This window comes from Enterobacter sp. UNJFSC 003 (assembly GCF_036903355.1).
In the GTDB taxonomy this organism is placed as follows: domain Bacteria; phylum Pseudomonadota; class Gammaproteobacteria; order Enterobacterales; family Enterobacteriaceae; genus Enterobacter.
In genome coordinates, this window is the sequence record NZ_JBAKHK010000003.1 from 165,136 (window position 1) to 185,662 (window position 20,527).

Below are 20,527 nucleotides of genomic sequence, written 5' to 3' on the forward strand. Positions count from 1 at the left end.
TCATTGCCCTGCAATTTTTTTAGACTGAATGTAAAGAATGGCGGTCAGCGGGAGTGAAATCAGGATCATCAGCATGGCGTAAGGCGCTGCCGCAACATAGTCGATCTCGCTGGTCAGCGCCCAGAAGCCGGTAGAGAGCGTGCGCGTTCCCAACGGGGAGAGCAGCAGCGTCGCGGTCAGTTCGTTGCTGACGCCAAGGAAAACCAGCGCAGCGCCCGCCGCCGCACCGGGTGCAGCCAGCCTCATCGTCACGCTCCAGAGTGCCTTCGCGGGTATGCTGCCAAGACTACGCGCCACGTTTTCCAGCTCCACCGGTGCCTGCGCAATCCCCGCCCGCAGGTTAATCAGCGCGCGAGGCATAAACATCAGCAGATAGGCGAGGAACAGCGTGATTTCTGTCTGGTAAATAGGACGAGCGTAATGAATGGTGACCGTCACCAGCGCAAGGGCGGTAACAATTCCCGGGAGTGAGCTGGTGATATAGATACACCCTTCCAGCATGCGGTAAACACGGTGTGGATAGCGGATCCCAAGCCATGCAATGGGGATCACGCAGGCGGTGGTGAGCAACGCCCCGCCCGCGCCGAGCATCAGCGTCTGGCGCAGCGACTGCCAGAGCTCAGGACTCGTCCAGTTCTGTACGCCGCCAAGCCATACCCAGCGACACAGTACAATCAGCGGTACGCCCAGCGCCAGTACGATCAGCGTGAGGAAAGATAGCTGCCCCAGCGCTGCCGCAGCAGGCTTCAGCGGCCAACGTTTCTGTTCACGGGCGGCCCCGGCACCTATACGCGCATAGCGCGCCCTACCGCGCGTGACGCCCTCCAGCACCAGGATGACCAAACAACACAGGGCTAGCACGCCCGCCAGCATATTGGCTGCCGGGCCGCTGAACGTCGACTGGAACTGATCATAAATTGCTGTCGTAAAGGTATCAAAGCGGATCATCACGTACAGACCGTATTCCGCCAGCAGGTGCAGCGCCACCAGTAGCGCGCCGCCGCAGATGGCGAGCTTAAGCTGTGGCAGCACCACGCGGAAGAAAACCCGCCAGGGCGGCGTGCCAAGCGAAGCGGCCACATCTTCAAGCGTGGGATCGAGACGGCGAAGCACTGCCGCAACCGGCATATAAATAAACGGGTAATAGGCCAGCACGGAGAGAAACACGCCAGCCGGAAGGCCGTGCAGCGAGGGCACGACGCTAACCCAGGCATAGCTTTGCACAAACGCAGGGATCGCCAGCGGAGCCACCGCCAGCGCCGACCAGATCCCCCGCCCGGCAAGCGTGGTTCGCTCCGTCAGCCAGGCAATCGCCACGCCTGTCACCATGCACAGGGGAACCGTGAGGACAGTCAGCCACAGCGTGTTGCTGAGCAGCTCAGCAACACGTGGGCGAAACACCAGCGCCTGGATGGTTTCCCAGCCCGTCTCAATGCCAATCGCAACGATAAAGCCCAACGGCAGGAGCGCCAATAATGAGAACAGCACGGCTAACGCAACCATCGGCAGCGCAGGACGCCTGCGAACAGGCTTTCGCACTCTGTTTTGACCGATATCGAGACTTAAACCAGACATATGCGTTCACTTTACTCTCAGGATCACAGCAGACCAGCTTGCGTCATCATCTCAATGACTTTTTTGCTATTGAGCGTAGAGGGTTCAACCTTAGGCGCATCAAGATCTTTCAGCGGAACCAGCTTCGGGTTAGAGGCTGCGTTCACACCCACCGCATATTCAAACGCGTTGTTCGTCCGCAGGCTTTCCTGACCTTCTTTGCTGGTGATGTATTTGATGAACGCCTGAGCCTGTTCTTTATGTTTGCTGGACGCCATGACGCCGCCGCCGGAGAGGCTGACAAACGCACCAGGATCCTGATGTTTGAAGTAGTAAAGTCTGGTGTTTTTGCTGTTTTCACCCGTTTTGGATTGATCCACAAAACGGTAGTAGTGATAAATCACACCGCCATCAATTTGCCCCGCGTTGACGGCTTTCATCACCGTGCTGTTGCCTTTATAGGCGACAAAGTTAGTTTTCATCGCGTTAAGCCATTCCTGCGTGGCTTTCTCGCCCTTCAGCGCCAGCATCGCGCTAACGATCGCCTGGAAATCCGCCCCCGACGGCGATGCCGCCCAGCGGCCTTTCCACTCTGGTTTTGCCAAATCCATCAGCGATGTTGGCAGCTGCTGCTCGCTCAGTTTTTCCGGGTTATACACAAACACCGTGCTGCGAGCGGCAATACCGATCCAACGGCCATGCGCCGGGCGATATTCTGCAGGGACCTGCTTTAACGTATCGGCATCTAATGGCGCAAAGAGCTTCGCGTTATCAACCAATACCATGGACGGGGAGTTCTCCGTCAGAAACACATCCGCAGGGGATGCACTGCCTTCCTGAACCAGCTGGTTGCCAAGCTCGCTGTCCCCCCCGTTACGCAGGGTGACCTTAATTCCGGTTTCTTTTGTAAAGCCATCGACCCACGACTTCACCAGATTTTCGTGTTGCGCGTTATACACAACGATGCCTTCGTTGTTTTCCGCCGCAACGGTTTGTGTGGAAAGGAAAATTGATGAAGACAACAAGGCAAGCGAGAAGCATGACAGCAGGCGAGAATTCATAAAAATATCCTTAAAAGACGAACAGGGATAACAGTAGGTTGCATTGCGGAAAAGGATTAAAGCATACAAAAACGCTAATGATAATTAGTATCAATCAAGTTTAGAGGTAAAGGTGTAAAATATCTTTGAAGGCAGGATTAATATGATAAAAATCTATTTTTAAAACAGAGATTAAATAAAGATTAAGAAAACCTTAAGGTAAAAGAAGGCGAAAATTAATTAGCCTTCTATCTAATGTGAACGTTATATAAATTTCACCGGCAGGTTATCGAGGACTTTCATTTTCACGCCCTCCGGCACACCGGGCGAGTTGGTTAATTCAGTCAGGTGTCCGCTATCCGTTCTTCAGAAACTGGGAGGACGGGAGTCTATCGAAAGGGTACGCCGCTATGCTCACCTTGCGCCGAACCATTTACGCGAGCACGCACGGAAAATAGATGCCATTTTTGGCAACCATGACACAAATACGACACAAGGAGAAAATCAGGCGGGTTTGAAACTGGCGTAAGTGCATGAAATTTAATGGTACGCCCTGTAGGATTCGAACCTACGACCTACGGCTTAGAAGGCCGTTGCTCTATCCAACTGAGCTAAGGGCGCACGGAGAAGAGTGAACTTCGTGGTGGTGAAGCGCGAGGAATTATACGGTCAATGGCAGGTGAGTCAATGCCTTTTCCGTCTTCTGTGCCGATAACGGCTAGCTGATTGTAAATACGCTTGTTTTTTCAACATTTACCCCCTTCCCCCGCAGAATTATCGCTGCGAAAAAGCTTAGCCGCTTTTAAGTAACAGCTTCTGTTTTCCTTCGCGCTATCCCGTCACACTGGTGCGAGGTATCCCGGCCGCCTGGAGGCTGACAAAGAACAGGACAATGGAGTGACAGCGCACAACCAGACCTATACGCCCCCCCGGTTACAGCACGTTTCCCAGGATCTTACCGGTATCAAACTCGAACCCATCGTCGCCCTTCCTGCGTTACGCCCCGTCGGTGCTGAGGTGCTCAGCATGTTAAGCCCGCAGGTGCATAGCGAACGTTTTTTTCGCGATCAATCGGCGGCTCAGTCCCTTATGCTACTGGAAGCGCAACTTGCAGCACTAAAAAACACCTCCGTCTGCAACAATCTTTTTATCAACCTGCCGATAACCGTAATAACCGTGCAGGAAACGTTCCAGAGGCTGCTCCAGCTGAAAAGCCCGCCGCTGAATATTGAGATTGTCGAGCCTGCGACGTTTTTATCCCTGCCAGGCACGCAGCGTGAATGCGTTGTTCGACGCCTGCAGCACCTCACCATGATAGGTCATCGCCTGTGGCTGGATGATGTTGATGAAGCGTTAGTCCGCGCTTTTTTATGCTGTCGCCTGCCGTTGAGCGGGGTAAAAATCGATAAGATCGCGTTTTGGCGTTTACGCACGACGCCAGCGTTGGGTGAGTTGGTCGCGCTGTGTTCACGGCTTGCCGCCAATGTGCTCATAGAAGGGATAGAGACAGACAGCGATCTTGCATTTGCATTACAGGCAGGAGCAGGACTCGGCCAGGGATATTTCTGGCCATCCTGGACATGGCCGGAGGACTAAACGACCATCTCCAGGAGGGAAGCCATGCGAATGACAGTGCGCCGTTACCGGCGGCGGCGTACAGGAAGTGATACCCTGGGATTTACGCACTCGCCTTTTGCTCCCCCCTTCTTCGATCGTCTCGAATTTTTGAGCCAGTCTATCAACCAGACTCGCAAAACTGACGCACCTTTTATCATTCTTGTCACTCAGGATAATTTTCTGCGTACCGGTTTTCTGAGCGGTGTGCCGCCCCTGTCCAACTGCTGCGCCTACGCCACGCTGGAAGACGCCTTTAGCGCGCTCAATCACTGGCCCTCTTCACGGCTCGTGGTGGATATCGACTGCCGGGCTTCACCGCTTATTGACATGCTGGATCAGTTGAGAAGACATAGCCTCTACCCGCCTTTCCTTGCGCCTCATCTGCTTATCCGAGCCGATGATTATGACTCGCGACTTTTTTGCCAGGCCGCCGGACCTTTCAAGGTTCTGGAGCGTCAGCTCACCGCGCCGTCATTGCAGCGGAGTTTACTGGAGACCTGGTTTCCCCAGCGTTCAAATAAAGAGTGGTTCTCCCGCACCGAATGGCCCATTTTGCAGGATCTGTCGCGCGGGCACTCGTTGCGACACATCGCGAGCCTGCATAATCGCCCCTACAGCCGCGTTATCTATCGTCTCGGCTGCATCCTGACAAAGCTTGGGCTAACGCATCGTCAGGAACTGCTGCACCTTCTCAATAACCTCTCAGACTACGCACAGTAGTCCTCTTCATAACCCATTAATTCCTAAAGACCTTTAGGAAATTACTTACCATTGATGTTAATTTTATGTTTAATTTTAACCTTTATCTCGATTTTATAACTATTCCTAATTCCTAGCCCTCTCCCACGTTAAATTCTGAGAAATTCCTCAACCTTAGCGTTTTCATCCATTCGTTAAGGTATTAGCCATTCCGTTAATAAGATGATAATGATGTAAAAACAAGCAGATTTGCTGCAGAGACCTCACGCACTAAGCCGCCAAAACAGCATATCCTGCTATTCACCGACGGGCCTGTATTGGGGGAGTTTAAGAAGGGTGAGAGGGAGGAATTGCGCACTCTTTCGTCATTTTTTTCTGATAAATGTGGAATATCATCAGGATAGTGCCCTTTCTGATTTTTTAACAACTAATCAACATATAGCGATATCTTTTATTTTTTGTTATTACATAAAGATGAAAGGTTGCGATAAAAGGAATAACAGGACATTTCCGCTAAATTTAAAATAAACCTTATTCAGATCCAGAAGATAATATTCAGCAATAACCAGGAATTAATTTACAGGGTTTTCGGAGAATACTTACGCGGTATAATAAGACGCGTTGTAAACATGAATAAGAAAAACCTTTTTATGATCACAGCCAAATCACTTCTCATGCTGTGGCATAGGCTTTACCACTACGTTAACAAGGATGCTTTCGCTCTTTCCAGGGAAATACTACCGTATAAGGATCTGCATATTTATCCTTCCGGCTTTTCGAGAGTTCTAACAAACTCAGCATAACGCGTTTAACAATCTGAGGCATAAAAAATGAAACCGGCATCCGTTATCATTATGGACGAACATCCTATCGTCAGAATGTCGATAGAAGTCCTGCTACAGAAAAATAAAAACATCGTCGTCAAACTCAAATCGGGTGACAGTCACGAAGTGCTTGATTGCATACGTAACCATACGATCGATTTAGTGATCCTCGATATCGAAATGAAAGGAACAGATGGATTCTCATTACTCAAGAGAATCAGAAACTTAAACAAAGACATTAAAGTCCTTTTTTTGTCTTCAAAATCAGAGGCATTTTATGCCGGACGCGCTATTCGCGCGGGGGCAAATGGCTTTGTCAGTAAACGAAAAGACCTGGGCGAGATTTACAATGCAGTTGAGATGATACTCAACGGTTATTCATTCTTCCCTTCTGAGACGTTGAGCTTTATAAATCATCTGGGCTCGAGGACGGGAAGTGCGGTTGATATGCCGCTGTCGAATCGCGAGGTAACGGTGCTCCGTTATCTGGCTAATGGATTATCAAATAAGGAGATTGCAGAGCAGTTGTTATTAAGCAACAAAACAATAAGCGCACACAAATCCAATATCTATTCCAAGCTGGGTGTGCAAAGTATCGTTGAATTAATTGATTATGCGAAGGCACACGAACTGCTATAACCTGAAATCACTCCCTGCAGTTTATCTGAGCTGCAGGGAGTGCAGTCAGTGCTAATTATAATTAATCATAAAGGTGGCATCAGCATCCGCGCTTCCCGGCTGCGGGTTATCAGCCGTGGCAATATAATTTGCATAAAATAACAGTTCCGCATTTCCCTCGGCATCCACCGCCACCTCCTGACTCGCCTGCTGGAGCGCCAGCCGCGTTTTATCCCGATCGCGGATTTCAACCGCGACGTTGCTTGCCGCGCTGGCGTCATTCAGCGCCAGCAGGGTGCTGTCGCTGTCGTCCGCTTTGCCCGAAAAGGTAACAGAGGCCGCGCCCGGCGGACAGCCGGTAAGTTTGAGAGAAAAGGGCATAGCCTGCGTACGGCTGCCCGTCGTACGGAGCTGCTTTGTCGGCCAAGTACCCAGAGGGACGGCCTTGTCGCTATCGCTGCCCTCTGCCACGCAGGTAAAATCGACAATATTGCCGTACAGCCGAATGTTGATTTCCCCCAGCGCCGTCTCCGCATGAGCTGGGCTACAAAGCGCAAAGAGCGCTACGGCGATGCACCGAATACCGTTTCGCATATCTGCTCCTTAGTCGTAATCCACACGCAAATAGCCGCGAGAGGTGAATCGCCCCTCGGCGGGCTTGTTGCCCGTTACGCTGACTGGCCAGACGCGGATGCCAACCTGCGCCTGCGCGCTGTCGTCCAGGCGGAACGGGATTTTGCTGGTCAGGCTGTTGGGCGTCAGCGGGGCACCGCTCTCGTTGGCGATGACAAACCCGACGTCCGGGTTATCCGATACCAGCACGTTGTCGGCAACCTTTTCAGCCTCGACGCGCATCGTCAGCATGGCGTTCGCTTCCACGTTGGTACATTTAATGGCGATAGTTTTACTTTGGGCAGAGACCCCTTCCGGCTTGTTCCCCACGCCCGCCTTGCTGAATAAGGACGCGCCAATATCTCCGAAATCAAACTCAACCACATTCCCGGCATTAATGGCACAGCTTTGCGGCACCTGAATAGTGCCGCTGTAGCTGATGGTATAAACCGGCGTGGTTAACGGATCCGCAGACGTGGTGGTGACATACACGCGGAACATCGTCGCGCGCGGGATAACCACCATATTAATAAAACGTCGGGTCACCTTAAGGCGAAAGACCAGGCTGGAATCCTGCACGCCAAAGGGTTTGTTTTTAGACACGTTGGGGTGACTCCCCATCTGAATATAACTTTTGGGTGGGTAGAATACGCCAGCATAGCTGTCCGTGATTTTCATTGCCCCATCGAGATAGTCGTTAAGCTTCAGATACTGGTAGCCATCGCTGGTCCCCGTTACCGTATAGTCGGTAACATAACTGCGCCTGGTCGTATTCCCGGAGGTGCCTTTAGGGCAGACGGCATTGACCCCGACCCACTGCGTTTTCTCAGCGAGCGTGACAACCTGCCCAATCTGATTATTCGAACTGTTGAACTTGTCCGTCAGGTCGTAATGCACCTCGGTAGGCACGCCTTTTTCATTTACGCACACGGTCGCTAACGCGTTCGTGACGGGCATAACGGCCAGAAGCGTTAAGGCCAGGCGTTGAATGTTAATCACAGCGAATCCCCTTAAGTGTGATTGCCTGTTGCAGGCTCTGTTCTGGCAAGCTGTAAGGGGCACGGCACTGGGATTGCTTTCCGTCGCCCCACTGGATGAGCAGTTCGCCCTCCAGCGGCAGCCCGCTTAAATAAATCTGCCCGTCATCTCCCACCATGCTGGTGACGCCGCTCTGGGTTTCACGCACGACGGCGCCAAAAGGTACCGGCTGGTTGTCACGCTTGACGGTCAGCAGGGCGCGCACGCCAATACGGGTATCGAAGCTGGCGCGCACCAGCGCGCCTTTGGTTGGCACCACGCTGCTCACGTTGTTTTCAATGTCGGTATTGTTGCTCATGGTGTTAGTGTCGAGCGCCACGCGGTTATAGCGATAGACGGTGGCATACGGCATCACCGCATAGCCGCGCCAGTCGGTTTTCACCCCGGTCTGGTTCTCTACGCTAACCCCGGTCGCCCCCGGCGCTTTAATTAACACGTTAGTATCGCCCAGCGGCTGACTGAAGGTCACGCCATCGGCATGCCCCACCACACCGCCGGAAAGCTGCCAGTTAAGATCGTGCTGGTCACGCGCGTAGTTGTAGCCCACGCCCAGCGTGCCGTAGGTCGCCTGCCAGTTTGCGCTGGCACTACCGCTGGAGCCGTTATTGCTGGTGTGGCCCTGGGTTACGCTGTAGTTGAGGTTGCGATCCTGCAGGAGGGTACCGCTGACCCCGGTCTGCCAGCTGGTATCACCGTCGCTGTTACGGCTGGCTGACGCCGTGGCGTAGGCGCGGTCAATCGCGCTGTCGCGACGATAACCGTGGCGGGTAAACAGGCTGAACGGCACGGAGACGTTAAACGACGCGATGCGATCCGTCCCGTCAATCCCCACGGATTTGTTCCACGACCATGAAACGGAATAGCTGATCCCCTGCACGCCGCCCGCATAACCGAGCTGATACCAGAGGTTCGATTCGTTGGTTCCCCAGTACGTCTGTTCGCTACCGGAGACATACACTGAACCGTAGTCCCCCAGCGACTGGGAGATGTTGAGCTGGAAGCGCCCTTTTTTATTCCACGTCAGGTTGTGATAGCTCTGCACGTCCGGCACGCCGTCGTCGTCCTGACTGTCGCCATACTGATAACCTTCCATGGATCGCCATGCGACATCATCCAGGGTGTAGAACCCTTTCGTAGAGTAGCGATAACCCAGAAGCTGGAAGTTGGTGCCGAAGCCGTTAAGTGATTTTGCATAGAGGAAGCGCAAGGATTGCCCTTCGTGACGGCTATCGTCCGCTAGCTGGCTGCGGGCGTGCGTGAGGTCAAGCGACACCGCTCCCCAGTCGCCGAGGTTTTTGCCAGCGCCGATCGCCAGCGCGGTATAGCGTGACGCCAGCTGGGTGCCGCCGTACAGCGTGTAGCCATCGGCAAGACCGGTAATCAAGGTGCCCTGGGTAAAGAACGGCGTATCCTGCTCGCTGTTGCCGCTGCGGTACTCCCCTGCCACCAGATCGTATTTCCAGCGACCTTCACGCTGCAGCAGCGGCACGGTGGAGTACGGCACGGTATAGCGCTGCTGGCTGCCGTCCTTCTCTTCTACCGTCACCTCCAGATCGCCGCTTGATGAGGTGGGGTTGAGATCGGTAATGGCAAACGCGCCAGGCTGGACGTAGCTCTGATAAATGACGTAGCCGTTCTGACGAATCACCACTTTGGCAGGCGTGCGGGCGATACCGCGCACGGTTGGCGCGTAGCCCTGCAGGCTGTCTGGGTACATGCTGTCGGAGGAAAAGAGCCGTCCGCCGCGAAAGCCCAGGCTGTCGAACACATCGTTGCCGGTATTGCTGTCACCCAGCACCAGCTCGCTTTTCAGGGGAATGACCGTGCGCTGTGCCCAGGTGCCAATATTCTGCCACTCGCTGTGGCGCTGGCCGTTGTTTTGCGAATAGCGCCACGCGCCGTTGTTGCGCAGCCGCCAGGCGCCGTAGTTCAGCCCACTTTGCAGGTTCAGATAATAGTTGTCGTCATCGCTGCCCCGGTTACCGGTGAAGCTGTAGTTCACCAATGCCGCGGGGATGCCTTCGTCCCACTGCTCGGGCGGGATGTAACCCCGGGCGCTGTTCTGCATCGCCACCTGCGGCAGGCTGACGTTGAGGCGCAACGAGGCAAAGTTAAACGCCGTTTCGCTGCCGGGAATCGCGGTCTCCAGCGGGACGCAGGCATCACCCTTCACGTTCGCCAGCTCGGGGAACGCGGCGATATTGACGCCAAAGCGATCGAGCATCGCGCGCGTAACGCACGGCGACAGCCCACCCGCCACCGGCGGCGTGTTGTCGGCCTGTTCAAAGCGCACGTCCTGGGTGCCGATAAATTCATCGTTGCGCCAGATGTCCACGCGATAAACGCCCGGTGCCTGCTGGTGCCCTTGCTCAAAACGCGACAAGTCCGCCACGTTAGCGGTGTCGTCGGACAAAAAGGCCGGGTTGAAGTAACTTTCACCCCAGCCGACGTGCGGCCAGAGCGTTGTCATCAGTGCCAGTGCAACCGGGCAGTAACGCCATTGAGTATTCATCGGCCTGACTCTGTTCACAGGTTAACGCTACGCGCCGGCGTAATGGCACCGTAGTCGTTGACGCTTTGCCATGAGAGCGTGCCGCTCGCTGCGGTAGGGAGCACCTGCTGCGCTGAGTTTTTCGGCGCGATCATCAGGTTGATAAGCGTCTGACCGCCAAGCTTCAGGTTGACCAGCGTGACGTAGTAAGGCGAAGCGTTGCTGACCTTAAGATGGTTTCCGACGCGTTCAAAACGCAGCTGAGAGAGCGCCTCTTCCGACGGCATCGCCAGGTTGTTAGGGCGTACAAACAGCTTGATACGCGACAAAATAGCCAGCTGCAGGACGTTATTACCATCCTGGTGGGATTTACTTATCGACGGGATCGCTTTTACGTTCATGTAAAAAAGCGATTCACGATCGGCGGGCAGCGGCGGGCCAGCGTAAATAATGCGCAGCGTGTTTTCGCTGTTCGGCTCGCTGACGAACAGCGGCGGCGTCACGGCAAACGTTTTTTCTTTCTGTCCGCTGGCGTTTTCAATCCACGCGTTAATTAAATAACGCTCTTGCTTGTTGCTGTTGGTGATCGCCAGCGACGTCTGCTTGGCATCCGCCGGGTAAATAACGCGCGTGGCGCCCAACGCAATGCCACCAGAAGCATGTGCACACGTGGAAATCATCATCAAAATAAAAGATAAAATCAGTCCTGGTTTAATTAGGGTGTTCATCACAACCGTACCTTTAATAATGTGTTCGCAGGCGTTATGGATAAATCAACGTAAACCAGACATCTGACTGAATACTGCCTGGCACGAGGTGTTCGGAAATAGCCCGATAGCGGGCGCTGAAATGAAATTCCAGCTCGCGGGTCGTAATAGGCAACTCGCTGGCCGCCATGGCGTTCGGGATTATCTGACGCTGTTGTTCGTCAAAGAGTGCCAGCCCAACGCCGCTGCTGATGGGGGCTTCACCTGGCCGCGATGTCGCCAGAAAGACCTGCGGATCTTCAGCAGGCGTGACGCCCTGAAACTGGATCCCCACGGTGCGAGAGACATCCACGCTGCAGTCCAGCAGCCGCACGGTGAAGGGCACGTTAACCGTCGAAAAACTGCCGACACCGGAAAATGAGTTGGTGCGATATTGGCCCATATCAATACGCATATTCTGGCTGTCGGGCGCCACGGCGCAGCCGCCGTTGACCAACTCGCCTCTGAGGTGGACCTTACCGCCGTCGATCACCACGGTATGGGCGCTTATTGCAGGCGCAATTGCAAGGGCTAACAGCAGTATCCCAATCCTTGTCATCCTTCGTTCCCGGCATTAGCGATTAAAAGGCCTCCTCCCTGAGGCCAGCGTCATCCCTGAACGGAAGAATTATTCGTATTTCATGACGAAAGTGGCGTCAGCGTTCGCCTGGCCTGGTTCAGTGGTTGCAGCCGTTGCTTTATAGCGTGCGGAGAAGTTCAGAATGTTAGTACCTTCGATCAGGCTCTTCGCGGCAGAGAAGGTCGCACCGTCTGGGGTCAGCGTGGTGGAGTTGCTGTCGAGGATCTCGATACCCACGCCTTTCGCGGAGTTATCGTTGTTACCGGAGGTCACTGCCAGCAGGGTTTTGTCGGTCGCGTCAATCTGACCGGTAAAGGCAACGGCTGCCGTTTTCGCTACCAGCGGATCGCAATCGTTCAGCTCGATAGTGAAAGGAATATTGGAGGTGGTATCACCCACTTTCGTGAATTTCGCAGTACGATACTGACCGAGTCTAACCGTCTGCTCGGAAGAATCAGTATTGACTGAACATGCGGCATTCACTAATTCACCTCTGAAATGCACGGTACCGCCGTTTACGGAAACAGGCGTGGTATCTTCTGCATGAGCGGCACCCGCGACCAGGGCCAAAGTAGCAATTACGGTAGAAGCAATGTTGCTGAGTTTCATGTCTATTCCTTTAAAATGTAAATAACCCTTCCCGTGAAAATCGGGAATAAAGAAATACGTTCAATCGGTTAATTGAAGGCTTATTTCGGAGAAGACAAAGTAGCTCATCAAAGTATTTTAAAATATGTCAAAACACTGCCATTTTATTAGGTCACGTCCTAAACATGCCTAAGAAATAGGCCCTACAGGGGAAAGGGGTTTTGCGCCCTTTGAAGGAAATCTCGCAAAGGATGACTGACAGCGGCCCTCGCTTCTGACAAAATATAGGCAATCCCCCTTTTGAACGTTACAGACGGAATCTTCTCTCTGATGGCAGCAAAGATTATTGACGGTAAAACGATTGCGCAGCAGGTGCGCTCTGAGGTCGCTGAAAAAGTGAAGGCGCGTAAAGCGGCCGGAAAACGTGCACCTGGGCTGGCTGTTGTGTTGGTTGGTAGCAACCCGGCATCGCAAATTTATGTCGGCAGTAAACGCAAAGCGTGTGAAGAGGTGGGCTTCCTCTCCCGCTCTTACGATCTGCCGGAAACCACCAGCGAAGCAGAACTGCTGGAGCTGATTGACACCCTGAATGCCGATAAAGAGATCGACGGTATTCTGGTTCAACTGCCGCTGCCTGCCGGCATCGACAACGTGAAGGTGCTTGAGCGTATCGCGCCAGACAAAGACGTGGACGGTTTCCATCCGTACAACGTTGGCCGTCTGTGCCAGCGCGCGCCGCGCCTGCGTCCGTGCACCCCACGCGGCATTGTTACGCTGCTGGAGCGCTATAATATCGACACTTACGGCCTGAACGCCGTGGTTATTGGCGCCTCCAACATTGTTGGCCGCCCGATGAGCATGGAGCTGCTGCTGGCGGGTTGCACCACCACCGTGACCCACCGCTTCACCAAAAACCTGCGCCACCACGTGGAGAACGCCGATCTGCTGATTGTGGCGGTCGGTAAGCCTGGCTTTATTCCGGGTGAGTGGATTAAAGAGGGGGCGATTGTCGTAGATGTCGGTATTAACCGTCTGGAAAACGGCAAAGTGGTGGGTGACGTGGTTTACGAAGATGCCGCAGCGCGCGCGTCGTATATCACCCCCGTCCCGGGGGGCGTAGGCCCGATGACCGTAGCAACATTAATTCAGAATACCTTGCAGGCGTGCGAAGAGTATCACGACGTAGAGGACGCGTAAGATGGCAACTTTTTCTTTAGGTAAACACCCCCACGTTGAGCTGTGCGACCTGCTCAAACTGGAAGGCTGGAGCGAAAGCGGCGCACAGGCCAAAATCGTTATCACCGACGGGCAGGTGAAAGTGGACGGCGCGGTAGAAACCCGTAAGCGCTGCAAGATTGTCGCGGGTCAGACCGTGAGCTATGCGGGCCAGACTATTACGGTTACGGCGTAAGCCCTCTGATGCCCTCCCCCTAACCCTCTCCTTTCGGGAGAGGGGATCACAAAATCCCCTAAACACATCACGGTTAATTATCGATCAACTTCAAATAATCACTATTTCATCTGTTGAAAAGTGAAAATTACGTTGCGCGAAATTCATCCTTTCTCCACGATAAGTAGAACGTTCTACTAAAACGTTCTACTTACAATAACAGCGCCCAACAAAGCGCTACTCGGGGGAAGTCAGCATGAGTCTGATATCAGGGTTTGTTAAATCGTTGTCTAAGTTATCGATGATTGGTCGCGCCTTAATGCTGCCAATTTCACTGCTTCCCGCTGCGGGTCTGCTGTTGGCCTTTGGCGATAAGTTCCACCTGCCGCTGATGATGAACGCGGGCGGGGTTATTTTTGATAACCTGCCGATGCTGTTTGCCATCGGCTCGGCCGTCGGCCTGGCGTCAGAATCCGGTATCGCGGCGCTCTCTGCGGCGGTCTCGGTATTTGTCACCAACATCACCATCAGCACGGTGCTGAGCATCACGCCGGAGATGGCCTCCCAGGGCGGGAAATACGCGATGGTGGTCGGCATCCCAACGCTGCAGATGGGCGTTTTTGGTGGTCTAATCTGCGGTATTCTCGCGGCCTGGTGTTATAACCGCTTCCACACCCTGCAGCTGCCGGAGTTCCTCGGGTTCTTCTCCGGTAAGCGTTTTGTGGCCATTGCGACGGCGTTTCTGTCATTCGTTCTTGGGCTACTGCTGCCGTACGTCTGGCAGCATATCCAGTCCGGTATCGACGCGCTTTCTGTGGTAGTAAACGGCGATAATCAGGCGGCATCGACCTTTATCTTCGGGCTGGTTGAACGCGCGCTGATCCCGCTCGGCCTGCACCACATCTGGTATCCGTCGTTCTGGTATTCGTTTGGGGACTACACCACCCAGGCAGGCCAGGTGATCCACGGCGACCAGACTATCTGGTTCAAGATGCTGGAAGAAGGGGTGAAATCCTTTAGCAGTGATACCTACCAGAACGCCGGTAAGTTCATGCAGGGTGAGTTCCCACTGATGCTCTTCGCGCTGCCGGCAGCGTGCCTGGCGATGTACCACGAAGCTCACACCAAAAATAAGAAAATCGCGGCCGGTATTTTGTTCTCCGCCGCGCTCACCTGCTTCCTGACCGGGATCACCGAGCCGGTTGAGTTCACCTTTATCTTTGTGGCACCCATTCTGTATGTCTTTAACGCCATCATGGCGGGCCTGGCCTACATGACCATGTATCTGCTGCATGCGCATATTGCCAAGTCGTTCTCCGCAGGCTTTATCGATTACCTCTCGTTCGGGATCCTGCCGTCGTTTAACGGCTATCAGACCAACTTCCTGAGCGCGATTATCATTGGCATCCCGATGGCCCTGATTTATTACTTCACGTTCCGCTATGTGATCCGCCGTTTCGACGTCAAAACGCCGGGCCGCACTGAAGTGACCGCGAATGCGAATGACAAGTCCGATTCCGAACTTGCAACCGAAATCATTAGCCTGCTCGGCGGAGCGCAAAACATTGATTCCGTCGGTTCCTGCATCACCCGCCTGCGTCTCGAAGTGGCAAAAAGCGAGGCGGTGGATAAGGACGGTCTCAACGGACTCGGCGCGCGCGGCGTGGTGTTCGTCGGTGAAAACGGGATTCAGGTGATTTTCGGTGCCAGAGCACAGTTTATTGCCCAGACCATGTCCACGATGATCGGCAAATAATAAGATGCCTGTACAACACGTCTCCTGTACGCTGGGAGACGTCTTGTCTTATCTGGCTGATAATCGGTAAATTTCAGGGAGTGGTTTTGAAGAAAGTCAGCATTATTGATGTCGCAAAGCACGCGGGCGTTTCGGTCTCTACCGTGTCGCTGGTGCTACGCCAGAAAGGGAAAATTTCAGAGGCGACGATCGAGAAGGTCAACGCTGCCATCACTACGCTGGGCTATGTGCATAACGTCGCCGCCGCTAACCTTCGCGCCAATACTTCCAACCTTATCGGCCTGATCCTGCGTGATTTCAGCGACAGCTTTTCCATCAAGGTCATGGCGAGCATCGTGCAGGAGCTGGAGAAACAGGGTTATATGGTGTTTCTCGGCCAGCCATTAAACGATTGTGAACACCTTGAACGTTGCCTGCTGTCATTTAAGCAGCAGGGCGTGGCCGGCGTTATCTATTTGTCCTCCGATACCCGCACCTCAACGCTACCGGAACAAATCCGCGACTGCCCGCTGCCGCTGGTGGTGGTCTCGCAGTCTTTACTGGATGAAAAATGCAATCTGGTGATGCGCGATAACCGCCAGGCGGCAAACCTTGCCGCACGCTATCTTATCGAGCGGGGTCACCGCAATATTGCCTATATTGGCGGGCGGGAGGGTTGTCTTATCCGCGAGCAACGCCTGCTCGGTTTTCGCAGCGCAATGACGCAAAACGGCCTGGTCTGGCGCGATGATTTCTCTCCCGCCTGCAGCGACGACACACAGGCCGTGGGGATTGCTGCCCGTCACCTGCTGGAAAATAACAACACCATCACCGCCCTGCTCTGTCATTCACCGGATGCGATGATAGGCTCAATTTCAGGGATTCATCAGGTGGGACGTACCGTTGGGAAAGATGTTTTTCTGACGCAGCAGGTCGCCCTGGTGGGCTTTGAAGATATGCTGCACGTTAACCTGACGTCGCCGTCGTTTACCTACGTTTCCTCCGCCAGCGAAGAGACGGGGCGTCAGGCCGCCGGGTTAATGCTCCGCAAGCTGAAAGAGCCAGCGCTGCAAACGCAGCGCATCACCCTCTCCGGGCAGCTTATCGCGCGTGAGTCGGCGTAAATTCAGAATGTAGGGCAGGTCTTTTCCCGTCAATTCGCTGCTATATTTCCATGATTTGCCATGGATATTCACGATGCCTACCGTTATCACTCACGCTGCTGTTCCGCTCTGTCTGGGCTTAGGCCTGGGAAGCAAGATTATTCCTCCCCGCCTGCTGTTTGCCGGTATCGTCCTTGCCATGCTGCCGGACGCCGACGTGCTGACCTTTAAGTTCGGCGTCGCCTACGGCAATATTTTCGGCCACCGCGGCTTTACTCACTCCCTGCTGTTTGCCTTTGCCGTACCGTTGCTCTGCGTGCTCGTGGGGCGACGATGGTTCAGGGCCAGCCTGATGCGCTGCTGGCTCTTTTTAACCGTGTCGCTGCTGTCGCACAGCCTGCTGGATTCAATAACCACCGGGGGAAAAGGCGTCGGCTGGCTGTGGCCGTGGTCGGATGAACGTTTCTTTGCCCCGTGGCAGGTGATTAAGGTCGCGCCGTTTGCGCTGTCACGCTACACCACGCCTTACGGGCATCAGGTGATTATCTCGGAATTGCTGTGGGTATGGCTGCCGGGTGTGGTGCTGATGGGCGTGTTGTGGTGGAAACGGAGATAAAAGAAAAGCCGGGTGGCGGCTACGCCTTGCCCGGCCAACGTTCTCTTGTAGGCCCGGTAAGCGAAGCGCCACCGGGTATTACAGACTTACTTACGGCGCCAGGTGGTGCCCTGCGGGCCATCTTCCAGAATGATGCCCATCTCGGTCAGACGGTTACGCGCAGCGTCCGCCGCCGCCCAGTCTTTCGCCTGACGCGCTTCCAGACGCGCTTTAATCAATGCTTCAATTTCCGCCACTTCGCCGTCATCTGCCTGCGCGCCGCTCTGCAGGAAAACGTCCGGCTCCTGCTCCAGCAGGCCGAGCACGGATGAGAGCTTACGCAGGTGAGACGCCAGCGCATTGGCAGCAGCCATGTCCTCTGACTTCAGACGGTTCACTTCGCGCGCCATATCGAACAGCACGGAATAGGCTTCCGGGGTGTTGAAGTCGTCGTTCATCACCTCAACAAAGCGGTCTTCAAACGCTTCACCGCCCGCTGCAGGGACGGATTTGTCGGTGCCGCGCAGCGCGGTGTACAAACGTTCCAGCGCTGCGCGCGCCTGCTTCAGGTTCTCTTCGCTGTAGTTCAGCTGACTGCGGTAGTGGCCGGACATCAGGAAGTAACGCACGGTTTCCGCGTCATAATACTTAAGCACGTCACGCACGGTGAAGAAGTTGCCGAGGGACTTAGACATCTTCTCGCGATCGACCATCACCATGCCGGAGTGCATCCAGTAATTCACGTATTCGCCGCCGTGCGCGCAGGTCGACTGGGCAATTTCGTTTTCATGGTGCGGGAACATCAGATCCGAACCGCCACCGTGGATGTCGAAGTGTTTACCCAGTTGTTTGCAGTTCATCGCCGAGCATTCAATGTGCCAGCCTGGACGCCCGTCGCCCCACGGAGAAGGCCAGCTTGGCTCGCCCTCTTTAGACATTTTCCACAGCACGAAATCCATCGGGTTACGCTTCACGTCGACCACGTCAACGCGGGCGCCAGCCTGCAGCTGGTCCAGATCCTGACGGGAAAGCGAACCGTAGGTCGGGTCCGTTGGCACAGAGAACATCACGTCGCCGTTATCCGCCACGTAGGCATGACCCCGCGCGATCAGCTTCTCGGTGATGTCGATAATTTCATGAATATGGTGGGTCGCACGCGGCTCGCTGTCCGGGCGCAGAATATTGAGCGCGTCAAAATCCTTGTGCATTTCCACGATCATACGATCCACCAGCGCGACAAAGCTTTCGCCATTTTCATTAGCGCGTTTAATGATTTTGTCGTCAATATCGGTGATGTTGCGCACATACTTCAGCTTATAGCCAAGGAAGCGCAGGTAACGTGAAACCACGTCAAACGAAACAAAGGTACGGCCATGGCCAATATGACAGAGATCGTAAACCGTAATACCACACACGTACATGCCGACTTCCCCGGCATGGATAGGTTTAAATTCCTCTTTCTGGCGCGTCATTGTATTAAAGATTTTTAACATCGAAGATTCCATGTAAACACGTGTGTGGACGAAAACCGGGTATTCTACCCGTAATTCAAACCCGAAGCAGCACACAATGCAAGGTGATCGCATCCTGAGGTTATGCTATAACAAGCCCCTATATGTGACCCGAACAGGGGTCGACGCACCACAATAACGGAACAGGATGCAAAAATGGTTACTTTCCACACTAATCATGGCGATATCGTAATCAAGACCTTTGATGACAAAGCGCCTGAAACAGTTAAAAACTTCCTGGACTACTGCCGCGAAGGTTTCTACAACAACACGATTTTCCACCGTGTGATCAATGGCTTTATGATCCAGGGCGGCGGTTTTGAACCTGGCATGAACCAGAAAGAGACTAAAGAAGCGATCAAAAACGAAGCGAACAACGGCCTGAAAAACACCCGTGGTACGCTGGCGATGGCCCGTACTCAGGCGCCTCACTCTGCAACCGCGCAATTCTTCATCAACGTGGCCGACAACGACTTCCTGAACTTCTCTGGCGAAAGCCTGCAGGGTTGGGGCTACTGCGTATTCGCAGAAGTGGTTGAAGGTATGGACGTGGTAGACAAGATCAAAGCCGTCTCTACTGGCCGCAGCGGTATGCACCAGGACGTTCCAAAAGAAGACGTTGTGATTACAAGCGTGACCGTCAGCGAGTAATTCGTGGCGACACTCTTTATTGCAGATTTGCATCTGCAAACAGAAGAACCGGCGATCGTCGCCGGTTTTCTGCGTTTTTTGAGCGGTGAAGCGAAAAGCGCAGATGCGCTTTACATCCTGGGCGATCTCTTTGAAGCCTGGATTGGGGACGATGATCCTAATCCGCTGCATCGTGAAATGGCTGCAGCCATAAAAGCGCTGGTTGATTCAGGCGTCCCCTGTTACTTCATCCACGGCAACCGCGATTTTCTGATCGGTAAGCGCTTCGCCCGCGAAAGCGGCATGACGCTGCTGCCGGAAGAACAGGTGCTCGATCTCTACGGCCGCAAGGTGCTGATCATGCACGGCGACACGCTCTGCACCGACGATACCGGCTATCTGGCGTTTCGCGCCAAGGTCCACACGCCGTGGATCCAGACGCTGTTCCTGGCCCTGCCGCTGTTCATCCGCAACCGTATCGCCGCCAAAATGCGTGCGGGCAGTAAAGCGGCCAACAGCAGTAAATCATTGACCATTATGGACGTTAACCCACAGGCGGTCGTCAACGTGATGGAAAAGCATCACGTCCAGTGGCTCATCCACGGCCATACCCATCGTCCGGACGTACATTCCCTTATCGCCAACGGCGAGCCTGCTCATCGTGTGGTTTTAGGCGCCTGGCACAGCGAAGGCTCCATGGTTAACGTCACGCCTGAAGGCGTGGAGTTAATTGCCTTTCCCTTCTGAATCTCACCGCACTCACCGCTCAAAACCAGTTCAATTTTTTTGAATGATATCGGCAAATTGTTTCGATTTTAATCAGCCCATGGTCGGTCTATTATTAATCACATCAGGGCAGCACGCCCTACTCAAACAAAATGCTTAAGGAATATGACCATGAAATCTATCAAAACTTTCGTTGCAGTTGCCGCACTCTCTCTGATCTCTTTCGGTTCTTTCGCGCAGAGCGTCAGCGCTACTGCTTCAACCCTTGACCGCGCCGAAGCAAAAATTGCTGCTCAGGCTGCTGACCAGGGTGCGTCCTATAAAATCACCAGCGCGCAGTTCAAAAACCGCGTTCATATGACTGCAGAACTGACTAAATAAGCCCCCTGATTGCCGTGCCGCCAGTACGTACAAGCGACAGCGACAATAC

Annotated in this window: 20 protein-coding genes, 1 tRNA gene and 1 pseudogene; 12 read left to right on the forward strand and 10 right to left on the reverse strand. The window is 54.0% G+C overall.

What is annotated here, in order from left to right; all coding sequences use genetic code 11:
• Both V5P19_RS10930 and V5P19_RS10935 read right to left on the reverse strand, forming a co-directional pair.
• Entirely contained in the window at positions 1–1,575 is a 1,575-nt protein-coding gene (locus V5P19_RS10930) for an iron ABC transporter permease (RefSeq protein WP_334403088.1), read from the reverse strand.
• 23 nt (positions 1,576–1,598) lie between these two features.
• On the reverse strand, positions 1,599–2,615 hold the full coding sequence (locus V5P19_RS10935) for an iron ABC transporter substrate-binding protein (protein ID WP_334403091.1): 1,017 nt from the start codon (positions 2,613–2,615) through the stop codon (positions 1,599–1,601).
• 267 nt (positions 2,616–2,882) lie between these two features.
• On the opposite strand from V5P19_RS10935, the pseudogene V5P19_RS10940 reads away from it, so the two are divergent.
• A pseudogene (locus V5P19_RS10940) lies at positions 2,883–3,123 on the forward strand (tyrosine-type recombinase/integrase); the annotation flags it as partial.
• A gap of 15 nt (positions 3,124–3,138) precedes the next feature.
• Here the strand turns inward: V5P19_RS10940 and V5P19_RS10945 are convergent.
• Positions 3,139–3,215: transfer RNA gene (locus V5P19_RS10945), tRNA-Arg, on the reverse strand.
• Positions 3,216–3,491: 276 nt separating this feature from the next.
• Here V5P19_RS10945 and V5P19_RS10950 point away from each other — a divergent pair.
• From V5P19_RS10950 to fimZ, 3 genes are all read left to right on the forward strand, one after another.
• Positions 3,492–4,190, forward strand: a complete 699-nt coding sequence (locus tag V5P19_RS10950; RefSeq protein WP_334403094.1) for an EAL domain-containing protein — start codon at positions 3,492–3,494, stop codon at positions 4,188–4,190.
• Between the two features lie 24 nt (positions 4,191–4,214).
• Positions 4,215–4,931 carry a DNA-binding response regulator gene (locus tag V5P19_RS10955; protein ID WP_334403095.1) on the forward strand — a complete coding sequence of 239 codons (717 nt, stop codon included), beginning with the start codon at positions 4,215–4,217 and terminating at the stop codon, positions 4,929–4,931.
• 809 nt (positions 4,932–5,740) lie between these two features.
• The gene (gene fimZ / locus V5P19_RS10960; protein WP_334403097.1) at positions 5,741–6,373 is read left to right on the forward strand and encodes a fimbria biosynthesis transcriptional regulator FimZ; all 633 of its coding nucleotides are present in this window, start codon (positions 5,741–5,743) and stop codon (positions 6,371–6,373) included.
• 51 nt (positions 6,374–6,424) lie between these two features.
• Here the strand turns inward: fimZ and sfmF are convergent, their stop codons facing one another.
• The 6 genes from sfmF to fimA all read right to left on the reverse strand — a co-directional run bounded on the left by sfmF (position 6,425) and on the right by fimA (position 12,428).
• Positions 6,425–6,946 (reverse strand): fimbria assembly protein, encoded by a 522-nt coding sequence (gene sfmF / locus V5P19_RS10965; RefSeq protein ID WP_334403099.1) that lies wholly within the window; start codon positions 6,944–6,946, stop codon positions 6,425–6,427.
• Between the two features lie 9 nt (positions 6,947–6,955).
• The gene (gene fimH, locus V5P19_RS10970; RefSeq protein ID WP_334403101.1) at positions 6,956–7,963 is read right to left on the reverse strand and encodes a type 1 fimbria D-mannose specific adhesin FimH; all 1,008 of its coding nucleotides are present in this window, start codon (positions 7,961–7,963) and stop codon (positions 6,956–6,958) included.
• Positions 7,956–10,514, reverse strand: coding sequence for a fimbrial biogenesis usher protein (locus V5P19_RS10975; RefSeq protein WP_334403103.1), 2,559 nt, complete (start codon positions 10,512–10,514; stop codon positions 7,956–7,958). Before V5P19_RS10975 ends, fimH begins: the two co-directional genes overlap by 8 nt.
• 14 nt (positions 10,515–10,528) lie before the next feature.
• Positions 10,529–11,221 (reverse strand): type 1 fimbria chaperone FimC, encoded by a 693-nt coding sequence (gene fimC / locus V5P19_RS10980; protein ID WP_334403105.1) that lies wholly within the window; start codon positions 11,219–11,221, stop codon positions 10,529–10,531.
• Between the two features lie 34 nt (positions 11,222–11,255).
• Positions 11,256–11,798 (reverse strand): type 1 fimbrial protein subunit FimI, encoded by a 543-nt coding sequence (gene fimI / locus V5P19_RS10985; RefSeq protein WP_334403108.1) that lies wholly within the window; start codon positions 11,796–11,798, stop codon positions 11,256–11,258.
• Positions 11,799–11,867: 69 nt separating this feature from the next.
• On the reverse strand, positions 11,868–12,428 hold the full coding sequence (gene fimA / locus V5P19_RS10990) for a type 1 fimbrial major subunit FimA (protein WP_334403111.1): 561 nt from the start codon (positions 12,426–12,428) through the stop codon (positions 11,868–11,870).
• Between the two features lie 309 nt (positions 12,429–12,737).
• Between fimA and folD the strand changes: the two genes are divergently transcribed.
• The 5 genes from folD (at position 12,738) to V5P19_RS11015 (ending at position 17,251) form a co-directional block, all read left to right on the forward strand.
• Positions 12,738–13,604, forward strand: coding sequence for a bifunctional methylenetetrahydrofolate dehydrogenase/methenyltetrahydrofolate cyclohydrolase FolD (folD, locus tag V5P19_RS10995; protein ID WP_334403113.1), 867 nt, complete (start codon positions 12,738–12,740; stop codon positions 13,602–13,604).
• 1 nt (position 13,605) lies between these two features.
• Positions 13,606–13,818: a ribosome-associated protein YbcJ gene (gene ybcJ, locus V5P19_RS11000; RefSeq protein WP_334403115.1), complete on the forward strand. Its 213-nt coding sequence runs from the start codon at positions 13,606–13,608 to the stop codon at positions 13,816–13,818.
• 235 nt (positions 13,819–14,053) lie between these two features.
• Positions 14,054–15,553 (forward strand): PTS transporter subunit EIIC, encoded by a 1,500-nt coding sequence (locus V5P19_RS11005; RefSeq protein ID WP_334403117.1) that lies wholly within the window; start codon positions 14,054–14,056, stop codon positions 15,551–15,553.
• Positions 15,554–15,639: 86 nt separating this feature from the next.
• A complete protein-coding gene (gene malI / locus V5P19_RS11010; protein ID WP_334403119.1) occupies positions 15,640–16,656 on the forward strand; it encodes a Mal regulon transcriptional regulator MalI in 1,017 nt (338 codons plus the stop codon).
• A 73-nt stretch (positions 16,657–16,729) separates the two neighbouring features.
• Positions 16,730–17,251 carry a metal-dependent hydrolase gene (locus tag V5P19_RS11015; RefSeq protein ID WP_334403121.1) on the forward strand — a complete coding sequence of 174 codons (522 nt, stop codon included), beginning with the start codon at positions 16,730–16,732 and terminating at the stop codon, positions 17,249–17,251.
• A gap of 86 nt (positions 17,252–17,337) precedes the next feature.
• On the opposite strand, the gene cysS is transcribed toward V5P19_RS11015, so the two are convergent.
• Positions 17,338–18,723 carry a cysteine--tRNA ligase gene (gene cysS / locus V5P19_RS11020; protein WP_334403122.1) on the reverse strand — a complete coding sequence of 462 codons (1,386 nt, stop codon included), beginning with the start codon at positions 18,721–18,723 and terminating at the stop codon, positions 17,338–17,340.
• A 174-nt stretch (positions 18,724–18,897) separates the two neighbouring features.
• Between cysS and ppiB the strand changes: the two genes are divergently transcribed.
• The 3 genes from ppiB (at position 18,898) to V5P19_RS11035 (ending at position 20,478) form a co-directional block, all read left to right on the forward strand.
• Positions 18,898–19,392 (forward strand): peptidylprolyl isomerase B, encoded by a 495-nt coding sequence (gene ppiB / locus V5P19_RS11025; RefSeq protein WP_010428247.1) that lies wholly within the window; start codon positions 18,898–18,900, stop codon positions 19,390–19,392.
• Between the two features lie 3 nt (positions 19,393–19,395).
• Positions 19,396–20,118: a UDP-2,3-diacylglucosamine diphosphatase gene (gene lpxH, locus V5P19_RS11030; protein ID WP_334403124.1), complete on the forward strand. Its 723-nt coding sequence runs from the start codon at positions 19,396–19,398 to the stop codon at positions 20,116–20,118.
• A gap of 150 nt (positions 20,119–20,268) precedes the next feature.
• On the forward strand, positions 20,269–20,478 hold the full coding sequence (locus V5P19_RS11035) for a YdgH/BhsA/McbA-like domain containing protein (RefSeq protein WP_334403126.1): 210 nt from the start codon (positions 20,269–20,271) through the stop codon (positions 20,476–20,478).
• Positions 20,479–20,527: the final 49 nt, after the last annotated feature.

Bases quoted from the DNA above. Each gene is read 5' to 3' on its own strand.
- V5P19_RS10930 (WP_334403088.1), bottom strand. From the start codon at position 1,575: ATGTCTGGTTTAAGTCTCGATATCGGTCAAAACAGAGTGCGAAAGCCT.
- V5P19_RS10935 (WP_334403091.1), bottom strand. From the start codon at position 2,615: ATGAATTCTCGCCTGCTGTCATGCTTCTCGCTTGCCTTGTTGTCTTCA.
- V5P19_RS10955 (WP_334403095.1), top strand. From the start codon at position 4,215: ATGCGAATGACAGTGCGCCGTTACCGGCGGCGGCGTACAGGAAGTGAT.
- fimZ (WP_334403097.1), top strand. From the start codon at position 5,741: ATGAAACCGGCATCCGTTATCATTATGGACGAACATCCTATCGTCAGA.
- sfmF (WP_334403099.1), bottom strand. From the start codon at position 6,946: ATGCGAAACGGTATTCGGTGCATCGCCGTAGCGCTCTTTGCGCTTTGT.
- V5P19_RS10975 (WP_334403103.1), bottom strand. From the start codon at position 10,514: ATGAATACTCAATGGCGTTACTGCCCGGTTGCACTGGCACTGATGACA.
- fimC (WP_334403105.1), bottom strand. From the start codon at position 11,221: ATGAACACCCTAATTAAACCAGGACTGATTTTATCTTTTATTTTGATG.
- fimI (WP_334403108.1), bottom strand. From the start codon at position 11,798: ATGACAAGGATTGGGATACTGCTGTTAGCCCTTGCAATTGCGCCTGCA.
- fimA (WP_334403111.1), bottom strand. From the start codon at position 12,428: ATGAAACTCAGCAACATTGCTTCTACCGTAATTGCTACTTTGGCCCTG.
- folD (WP_334403113.1), top strand. From the start codon at position 12,738: ATGGCAGCAAAGATTATTGACGGTAAAACGATTGCGCAGCAGGTGCGC.
- ybcJ (WP_334403115.1), top strand. From the start codon at position 13,606: ATGGCAACTTTTTCTTTAGGTAAACACCCCCACGTTGAGCTGTGCGAC.
- V5P19_RS11005 (WP_334403117.1), top strand. From the start codon at position 14,054: ATGAGTCTGATATCAGGGTTTGTTAAATCGTTGTCTAAGTTATCGATG.
- V5P19_RS11015 (WP_334403121.1), top strand. From the start codon at position 16,730: ATGCCTACCGTTATCACTCACGCTGCTGTTCCGCTCTGTCTGGGCTTA.
- cysS (WP_334403122.1), bottom strand. From the start codon at position 18,723: ATGTTAAAAATCTTTAATACAATGACGCGCCAGAAAGAGGAATTTAAA.
- ppiB (WP_010428247.1), top strand. From the start codon at position 18,898: ATGGTTACTTTCCACACTAATCATGGCGATATCGTAATCAAGACCTTT.
- V5P19_RS11035 (WP_334403126.1), top strand. From the start codon at position 20,269: ATGAAATCTATCAAAACTTTCGTTGCAGTTGCCGCACTCTCTCTGATC.